We start from the raw sequence: 8692 nt of genomic DNA on the forward strand, positions 1-8692 counted from the left end.
GCTTCCGCAGGCGAAGGCACCGGAGACGGAACCGGCCAGCACACAGTCCTCGAGCGGCCGCCCCTCCAGCAGGGCGTGCAGGAAGGCGGTGACGAACGCGTCGCCCGCGCCGTTGGTGTCGACGACCGGCCGCTCCGGCCGTACCGCGGGGAAGTGCCGCGTCCTCTCCTCGCCCCGCACCAGCACGTGACAGCCCGCCGCGCCGTCGGTGGCCACCGCGAACCGGGCCCGGCCCTCGTCGACGATCCGGTGCAGCACCGCGTCGAGCCGGCCGCGCAGGGCCGCCGCGCTGAGGAACACGTAGTCGGAGGCGAGGGCGTAGGTGAGGTGGTGGGGGTCGGCCCCGTCCCAGTCGTGCAGATCGGTGGAACTGGTGACGCCCAGGCGGTGGACGTCCTCGTACATGTCGCGGTTGTGGCCGACGATCGACAGGTGGACGTGCCGCGCCCGCTGGAGGTGCGGCAGGTAGAACGAGCGGGGCAGCCGCAGGTCCGCCGGGTGCCGGGAGTCGTAGAAGGAGAACCGGCGGCCCTGCGCGTCGACCAGGTTGATGCCGCGCGGAGTGCCGTGCGGGGACACCAGACGGCTGAAGTCCAGTCCCCGCTCGGCATACGCGGCGAGCACCGCGTGGCCCTGCGGATCGTCCCCGAGGAAGTCGATGAACTTGGTGGCGAGTCCGAGCGCGTGACAGCCGAGCGCCACACCGTTCCCGGTGTGCGCGACGTAGTCGTACACGGGCGGGACGTGCAGCGAGTCGCCCGGGGGAACCTCCAGCCTCTCGACGCGGACGATGGTGTCCACTCCGGCGCCGCCGACCACCAGGACGTCGTGGGGGGACAGGCTCATGTGTGACTTCCTTCCGTCGCCACCGGGGGGACCGCGGCCCCGGGCAACGCGTCCCCAGGTCGAGGGCGGTGGTGCGGACGGCGCGGGAGGTGAGTCAAACACCCTGGTCCGCGGGATCGCAACCGGTTGCTGAAAATTTCAGTCGGCCGTCGTTCCTCACCAGTGTCGGGCAACTCCCTTGGAGAGCAGCTCGGTTGCCTTCCCGTCGGTAACGGCCTTTTCCGGTCGATGTCTGCGCTCGGCCGGCCTCACATGACCGCGTGACCGCCGACGCGTCGAACCGGCGCCGCCGGGTCCCTCAACTGCGGGTTCATGTTTCGTCCAGTGTTCAAGAGTTGTTGCAATGAGTTGCTGAAACTTGCGAAAAGGTGACGCAATCCGACTCCGGGCGCTTCCGATCCGCCTAGCCTGATGCCCGTCAGTTCAAGAGTCGAAGGGAAGCGGTCCAGTGCGCCAGACAATGCGCCCGTTCATCACGGTGGCGGCAGCGGCGCTGCCGGTCCTGACCGGAAACGCGGCAGCACACGCGGTGCCGCCCGAAGCGGCGGTGGAGTCCTCCGAGAGCGTTCCGGCCTGCGTGGAGGTCAGCCCGGGCTGGCGCTACACGTTCGTCACCAACAACTGCTCCAGCACGTACACGCTGACCATCGCCTACAGCGACGGCCGGGACGTCCCGTGCCGCGTCGCCGGCCCCGGCGACCACATCACCTTCCCCGGCCACGGCACCCAGGGCGACCGCGTGCTCGGCGCCGTACTGTGCTCCGGCACCTCCGGCTGAGGAGCGGTGACGTGCCGTGGCCGCGCCCGGACAGGCGCGGGCCGGTCAGGGACCACGCGATCCCCGACCGGCCCGGCCCGGACGCGTCCGCCGGTCAGCCGACCGCGGCGGCGGACCTGCCGGGCTCGTAGGAGCCTCCCCGCTGGTGCACGATCACGGCGAGCCGGTTGGCCGCGTTGATCATGGCGACCAGGGAGACCAGCGCGGCGACCTGGTCGTCGTCGTAGTGCTTGCGCACCCGGGCCCAGGTCTCGTCGGACACGCCGGGGTGGGCGTCGGCGAGCCGGGTGCCCTCTTCGGCGAGCGCCAGTGCGGCCCGCTCGGCCTCGGTGAACACGGTGGACTCGCGCCAGGCGGCGACCAGGTGGAGCCGGACTGCGGTCTCACCGGCGGCCGCGGCCTCCTTGGTGTGCATGTCGACGCAGTGACCGCAGCCGTTGATCTGGCTGGCGCGCAGCGACACCAGTTCCTGTGTGGATTTCGGCAGCGACGAACCGTGGATCACCAGGGCGGCGCCGGCGAACCGCTTGGCGAACCTGGCGGCGAGTTCGTTGTCGAACAGGTTGAATCGGGCGTCCATGACGTGGTCCTCACTCGTGGCGTGGCGCTGAACGAACACGAGATGCCGGCGATCCGCGCCGTGTGACGGGACGGCCGTGTGGCGTGCGCCACCGCCCGCGGATGTCACGGAATCGCGGGTCCCGGCGTCTTGTGCGCGTGGCACCGTCGCGAGCGAACAGGCAGGAGCAGCCGGTGAAGAGCGAGCACAGCAAGCGCACACAGGACAGGGCCGGGCAGTCGGCCGGTGGTGGCCGCACGGATCCCGCCACCGAGGCGTTCGTCACCCACCGCAACCTGCTGTTCACCGTCGCCTACGAGATGCTCGGCTCGGCCGCCGACGCGGAGGACGTCCTGCAGGAGACCTGGTTGCGGTGGGCGGGCGTCGATCTCGGCACGGTGCGCGACCGGCGTGCGTACCTGGTCCGGATCACCACGCGCCAGGCGCTGAGCCGGCTGCGCACGCTCGGCCGCCGCAAGGAGTCCTACGTCGGCTCCTGGCTGCCCGAGCCGCTGCTCACCTCGCCCGACGTGGCCGAGGACGTCGAGCTGGCCGACAGCGTCTCGATGGCGATGCTGCTGGTGCTGGAGACGCTCACTCCGACCGAGCGGGCGGTGTTCGTGCTGCGCGAGGTGTTCGACCTCGGGTACGACGAGATCGCCGAAGCCGTCGACAAGAGCCCGGCCGCGGTCCGTCAGATCGCGCACCGGGCACGGGCGCACGTCGCGGCGCGCCGGCCGCGCGGGACCGTCTCCCCGGCCCAGACCCGGGACGCGCTCGACGCGTTCCGACGGGCGATCGAAACGGGCGACCTGCAGGGCCTGTTGGACATCCTCGCACCGGATGTCGTCTTCCTGGGTGACGGCGGCGGAGTCAAGCAGGCCGTCCTGCGGCCCGTCGTGGGCGCCGACAAGGTGGGCCGTCTGCTGGCCGCCGGGCTGGGCAGGCTCCCCGCCGGGATGTCGCTGCTGTCGGCGGAGGTCAATGGCCACCCGGCACTGATCTTCCGGCTCGACGGCGCGGTCGACACCGTCGTGGCGGTGCACATCGACGACGGTCTCGTCACCGGGCTCTACGCCGTGCGCAATCCCGAGAAACTGTCGCACATGCAGCGGGAGACCGTCCTGCGCCGCTGAAGCGGGCCCCTCGGAAACGGCTCCGGGGCCTGCCCGGTGGTCATCCGTGCGGGAAGCGCCGCCGAACGCTGCGGCGGCGTGCGGGCCACGGTGCGTCCCCGCCGGCGGTGGTGAGCCAGGGCGTACGACCGCGGGAGAAGGGGGCGCGCCCCCGCCGGTCGGGCCGTCGCTCGCGACGTCGTCGTGGGTCCTCTCGCCGTTCCGCACGACGGTCACCCGCGCGTCGGCGGTCCTGTCGCCGCTGCCGCCGAAGCACGCTGCGCGGCAGGCGATGTCGTACGGCTGCCAGGTCTCCGGCGCCGTCCTGTGCGCCTTCCGCGGCATCGGCACCGGCACCGTCCGTGGAGCCGTCCGTCGTGGCGGGCACGTCCGCCGGGAACCTTCCGGCCGGCCATCTCGTTGGCCTCGAGTCCACTGCCTCAGAACCGCGAACGAAGGAGCACCTTGCCCGGCACCTCGTCCACCGACACCCTGCCTCCGCTCCCGTCGCTCGCCGCCCAGGCGGAACGCCTGATCGAGCTCGGGGTGCACGAACTCGCGGGAATATCCGCCGACGAACTGCGCGCCTTCGCCGATCGCGCCGGTGGCGGAGACGGCGACGCCCTGCTCGCCGTCCACCCGGACCGCGTCCCCGCTTCCGCCGTCGCACCGCTGCTCCGCCATGACGACAAGCCCGGCTTCGTCGTCACCGACATGCCCGACGTCGACCTCTTCGCTCCCTGCGCCGTCGAGCTGCCCGACGCCCCCCTCTACCTCGTCACCGCCCCCGACCGGGGCGACCACATGGCCAACTGGAGCCCGGAGGAGGCACTGCCCGCCCTCACCAAGGAGGACCGCACCCCGTTCCTGCTCACCGAAGGCATCCACTGGGTGCTCCAGCAGCCGGCGGTTCTCGAGCGCAACCGCTGCTTCATGACGATCGGCTCCCGGCTGCGCAAGGCGAACGGCACCCTGGACGCCCGCACCCCGGCGATCTGGATCAGCAACGGCACGGGGCGGGACGGCCGTGAGCGGCGCAACGCCCCGAAGGTCGGCTGGTGCTGGTGGGGCAACCGTCACACCTGGCTGGGCTTCGCCTCCGCCGCGGGTCGCAGGCACCCCTGAGCTCTACGGCGACCCGGGACCGGGGCAGCGGGGGAGCGGCACGTGACGCAGCTCGGGGGCGGTGTGCACCCCGCCCCGAACGCCCCGGCCCGGTGCAGGCGTTCTGCGTACCGGCCGTACGGGGCACCCGCTTGGCCCGGTCCTGCTCGGCTCCGTCCGTTCCCGGCCCGAGAGCACCTCGGCGAGAGGTGCCCGGGCACGGGCGGGGCGGACACGGATCCGCCCAGGGCCGGCCGGGTGAGGTGCCGGCGGGAGAGGCGGCCGAGCGGCCGGTCATGCCGGTGCGATCGGCCGGGTGCCGGCCCGCCGCCGGAAGCGGAGGAGGGGCGCCAGCGCCCACCGGCCGGGTCCGAGGACGGCGATGAGCAGGAAGGACCAGCAGAACATGACCGCCGTCTCACCGCCGTTCTCGAGGGGGAAGAGCGCATCGGGCTGGTGCACGACGAAGTAGGCGTACGCCATGGACCCGGAGCACAGGAGGGCCGCGGCGCGGGTCCCGAGGCCGCACAGAACCAGCGTGCCGCCGAGGAGTTGGATGACGGCGGCCCACCAGCCCGGCCATGCGGCGAAGTCGGGCTTCGCTCCGTGCGGACCGCCCAGGACGTCGAACAAGGTGGCAGCCCCATGAGAGGCGAACAGCAGCCCCACGACGATCCGGAAGAGTCCGATCGCGTACTCCCTGCTCTTCTCCAGCGCTTCCATCGGTCGGGCTCCTCTCTCGCGCAGCGGCCTTCGGGGAGCTGCGCCGCGGTGGGGGGCGAGGCTGATTCCGTGTGGACGTGCCGAACCGAGCGGTGCCGGCGGAGCGGTGCCGTCGGTGGGCCGGCGGCGTCGGCGCATGGTGCTCCGGGGCGGTGCCCCACCGGGTGGTGCCGCCGCGTTCGCGGGTGGTGCGCGGCATGGTGGGGGCCCGGCGTTGTCCGGGCGACACGGACGCGCATGCGAACTTTTCACCACGTCGACGGCTCTTGTCTAGACCATTAGCGCGAGAAGTTCCGGCTCGGGCAAGCGTCCGGGGCCGGCGTCCGCTGTTCGTCGGTTCACTTCGCACAACCTCTTGACCGGACCCGGTCCGCCGCTATGGTCTAGACCTGAAGTCGTTCAGGTCTAGACCTGAGTCGGCCTCCGTCTCGGCCCACGGCGTCGGTCGGGTGAGGGCGGGACGCGCGGACGACGGCGCCCGCCGCCGGAACGGCGCGCCCGCGTGCCCCGCCGGCCCGGCGGGGCGCGTGATCGACGCGGCGCGCACCACGCACGGTCGGCAAGGCCGCGCCTCACGGGCGGCCCCGACGCACCCCGAAGGAAAGTGGTATGGCATGAACACGAAAAGACGAGTGGCTCTCGCCCTCGGGGCGCTGGTCGCTCCCCTGCTCGCCGTCAGCCTTCCGGCGAGCACGGCCAACGCCCACGGCTGGGTGACCTCGCCCGGCAGCCGGCAGGACCAGTGCGCCGCGGGCGTCGTCGACTGCGGCCAGATCAAGTACGAGCCGCAGAGCGTCGAGGGGCCGAAGGGTCTGCGCAGTTGCAGCGGCGGAAACGCGCAGTTCGCCGAGCTCGACGACGACAGCAAGGGCTGGCGGGTCACGCCGGTCGGCACCACGCACACCTTCACCTGGCACCACACGGCACGGCACGCCACCGACACCTGGCAGTACTTCGTCGGTGACCGGAAGATCGCCGAGTTCGACGGCCGTGGCGCGCAGCCTCCCGCCGACGTCAGCCACCAGGTGAACTTCGGCGGCCTCACCGGCCGTCAGAAAGTGCTTGCCGTCTGGAACGTGGCGGACACCGGCAACGCCTTCTACTCCTGCATCGACGTCAACATCGGCGGTGGCGACGGTGGCGGTGGCGATGACGGCGGCGGCGACGGTGAGCCGGGCGCCTGCGCCGCGCCGCTCTGGAACTCCGGGAGCGTCTACCACGGCGGCGACACCGTCTCCCATGACGGGCACACCTGGCGCGCCAAGTGGTGGGTGACGGGCGAGAAGCCCGGCACCACCGGAGAGTGGGGTGTCTGGGAAGACCTCGGAGCCTGCACGGCCGCGTGAGCGTACCCGGGGCGGCGCGTGCCCGACGTGGCGCGCGCCGCTTCGCGCCGGATCCCACCGCGTCGGCCCTGCACGCGAGGTCGTCCTGATGGCGGGCCGCGGCTCGGCGGCTCCTCGTGGGGCATGACGGTGCAGGCGAGTGGTGCAAGGGGAGCGCGGCAGACCGCGCGGTGCGGGGCGTCCTCGCCGCGGGCCGCGCTCGCGTACGGCGGGCCGGAGCGGATCAGGCGGTCGAGCGGGCGTCCTCCTGCAGCCGGCGGCGCAGCGTGGCGGCGAAGTCCTCGGCCATCTCCAGGCGGGCGCGCAGGGTCTCGCAGCGCGCGTCGGCCACCTTCCGGTAGGAGTCCAGCCGCTCCCGCAGTCGCTCGCGCTCTTCGCCGGCCGGCGGGCCGGCGGTGTCGCCGAGCCGGTCGGTGATCTCCAGCAGGTCCCGCATCTCCTCCAGGGAGAAGTCCAGGGGCTTCATGCGGCGGATCACCATCAGCCGCTCGACGTCGGTCTCCGTGTACAGCCGGAAGCCGCCCTTGCTGCGGGCCGAGGGAATAACGAGGCCGACTTCCTCGTAGTGACGGATGGTGCGCAGCGACAGACCGGTCCGCTCGGCCACCTCACCGATCTGCATGTGCCGCTCGCTCATCGCCGCGCCTTCTCCTTCGGATCTCCGCCCGCTTGCGAAAGGGCCAAGTCGTTCAGTCTACGTAAGGACGATCACAAGATCCTGGGAGCTGTTTACCTACGTTTCACAAGGCGCATCTCGCACTCTGCCCTCACGTCAGGGTAGAGTTTCCCCCGGGATCGTCCCCGCCGTCCAGTGCACGGCAGGGACGCGAGCGTCGTGGCGAGGCCCCGACCCGGGCCCGGACGGCACCCGAAGACTTCCGGGCAATGATGCCCGACCGGCAACCGCAGGGTTGCCGCCCTGTCCGGCACGGCCCCCGCCGAGGCGGCCGGGCCGCCGGAGGGATTCCTCATCCTGTGGAATCAGCACGACGCGCGTGTGCGTCCAGCGGCATGGACGTGTGCGCCCGAACAGAAACGGTTGCATGTCCTCACCGCTGTCCGCAGCCCCCAGGCTGCGCCCGTCCAAACCCGACTGGCTGGCCTCCCCGAAGGTCCTGCGCACCGAGGTGCTGGCCGGCCTGGTCGTGGCCCTGGCCCTCATTCCCGAGGCGATCTCCTTCTCGATCATCGCCGGCGTCGACCCCGGCGTCGGGCTGTTCGCCTCCTTCACGATGGCGGTCGTCATCTCCGTCGTGGGCGGCCGCAAGGCCATGATCTCCGCCGCCACCGGCGCGGTCGCCCTGGTCATCGCGCCACTCAATCGCGAGCACGGGCTCGGCCACCTGGTCGCCGCCGTCATCCTCGCCGGTGTCTTCCAGGTGATCCTCGGCGCGCTCGGCGTGGCCAAGCTCATGCGGTTCGTCCCCCGCTCGGTGATGGTCGGCTTCGTCAACGCCCTCGCCGTCCTCATCTTCATGGCCCAGGTGCCGGAGATGCGCGACGTCCCCTGGGCCGTCTACCCGCTCATCGCCGCCGGCCTGGCCCTCATGGTCTTCTTCCCGAAGATCACCAAGGTGATCCCGGCGCCACTGGTCTCCATCATCGTGCTGACCGTGATCACCGTCGCCGCGGGCATCGCGGTCCCCACGGTCGGCGACAAGGGCGAACTGCCGTCCTCCCTGCCGGTGCCGGGCCTGCCGGACGTGCCCTTCACCCTGGACACCCTGACGACCATCGCCCCCTACGCGCTCGCCATGGCGCTGGTGGGCCTGATGGAGTCGCTGATGACGGCCAAGCTGGTCGACGACATCACCGACACCCGCTCAAGCAAGACCCGCGAGTCCATCGGCCAGGGCATCGCCAACATCGTCACCGGCTTCTTCGGCGGCATGGGCGGCTGCGCCATGATCGGCCAGACGATGATCAACGTACGGGTCTCGGGCGCCCGCACCCGCCTGTCCACGTTCCTCGCCGGCTCCTTCCTGATGGTGCTGTGCATCGTCTTCGGCCCGGTCGTCTCCGACATCCCGATGGCCGCCCTGGTCGCCGTCATGATCATGGTGTCGGTGGCCACCTTCGACTGGCACTCCATCCGGCCCAGGACCCTCAAGCGCATGCCGCCGGGCGAGACCGTCGTCATGGCCACCACGGTGATCGTCGTCGTCGCCACCCACAACCTCGCCATCGGCGTCGTCGTCGGTTCCGTCGCCGCGATGGTCAT

The 8692-nt window shown here is 71.7% G+C and carries 9 protein-coding genes; 5 read left to right on the top strand and 4 right to left on the bottom strand.

Going from position 1 to position 8692, the window contains the following annotated elements; translation table 11 throughout:
* On the bottom strand, positions 1-846 hold an 846-nt coding region (locus RIM90_RS28730; protein ID WP_309063671.1), incomplete at its 3' end, for a PfkB family carbohydrate kinase.
* 448 nt (positions 847-1294) lie between these two features.
* Here RIM90_RS28730 and RIM90_RS28735 point away from each other — a divergent pair.
* Positions 1295-1624, top strand: a complete 330-nt coding sequence (locus tag RIM90_RS28735; RefSeq protein ID WP_309063672.1) for an alpha-amylase — start codon at positions 1295-1297, stop codon at positions 1622-1624.
* 94 nt (positions 1625-1718) lie between these two features.
* On the opposite strand, the gene RIM90_RS28740 is transcribed toward RIM90_RS28735, so the two are convergent.
* A complete protein-coding gene (locus tag RIM90_RS28740; RefSeq protein WP_309063673.1) occupies positions 1719-2204 on the bottom strand; it encodes a carboxymuconolactone decarboxylase family protein in 486 nt (161 codons plus the stop codon).
* Positions 2205-2335: 131 nt separating this feature from the next.
* Between RIM90_RS28740 and RIM90_RS28745 the strand changes: the two genes are divergently transcribed.
* The gene (locus RIM90_RS28745; protein WP_375165593.1) at positions 2336-3319 is read left to right on the top strand and encodes an RNA polymerase sigma-70 factor; all 984 of its coding nucleotides are present in this window, start codon (positions 2336-2338) and stop codon (positions 3317-3319) included.
* Between the two features lie 444 nt (positions 3320-3763).
* Complete coding sequence (locus RIM90_RS28750; RefSeq protein ID WP_309063675.1) at positions 3764-4423, top strand: DUF5701 family protein; 660 nt, start codon at positions 3764-3766, stop codon at positions 4421-4423.
* Between the two features lie 273 nt (positions 4424-4696).
* On the opposite strand, the gene RIM90_RS28755 is transcribed toward RIM90_RS28750, so the two are convergent.
* Positions 4697-5125: a DoxX family protein gene (locus tag RIM90_RS28755; RefSeq protein ID WP_309063676.1), complete on the bottom strand. Its 429-nt coding sequence runs from the start codon at positions 5123-5125 to the stop codon at positions 4697-4699.
* A 614-nt stretch (positions 5126-5739) separates the two neighbouring features.
* Between RIM90_RS28755 and RIM90_RS28760 the strand changes: the two genes are divergently transcribed.
* On the top strand, positions 5740-6471 hold the full coding sequence (locus RIM90_RS28760) for a lytic polysaccharide monooxygenase (RefSeq protein ID WP_309063677.1): 732 nt from the start codon (positions 5740-5742) through the stop codon (positions 6469-6471).
* A 223-nt stretch (positions 6472-6694) separates the two neighbouring features.
* Here the strand turns inward: RIM90_RS28760 and RIM90_RS28765 are convergent, their stop codons facing one another.
* A complete protein-coding gene (locus tag RIM90_RS28765; protein ID WP_309063678.1) occupies positions 6695-7108 on the bottom strand; it encodes a MerR family transcriptional regulator in 414 nt (137 codons plus the stop codon).
* A gap of 406 nt (positions 7109-7514) precedes the next feature.
* On the opposite strand from RIM90_RS28765, the gene RIM90_RS28770 reads away from it, so the two are divergent.
* Positions 7515-8692, top strand: a 1178-nt coding sequence (locus tag RIM90_RS28770) for a SulP family inorganic anion transporter (protein ID WP_309063679.1), incomplete at its 3' end; no start/stop codon positions are given.

The sequence above is a fragment of the Streptomyces sp. genome (assembly GCF_031181555.1).
GTDB lineage: Bacteria > Actinomycetota > Actinomycetes > Streptomycetales > Streptomycetaceae > Streptomyces > Streptomyces fimbriatus.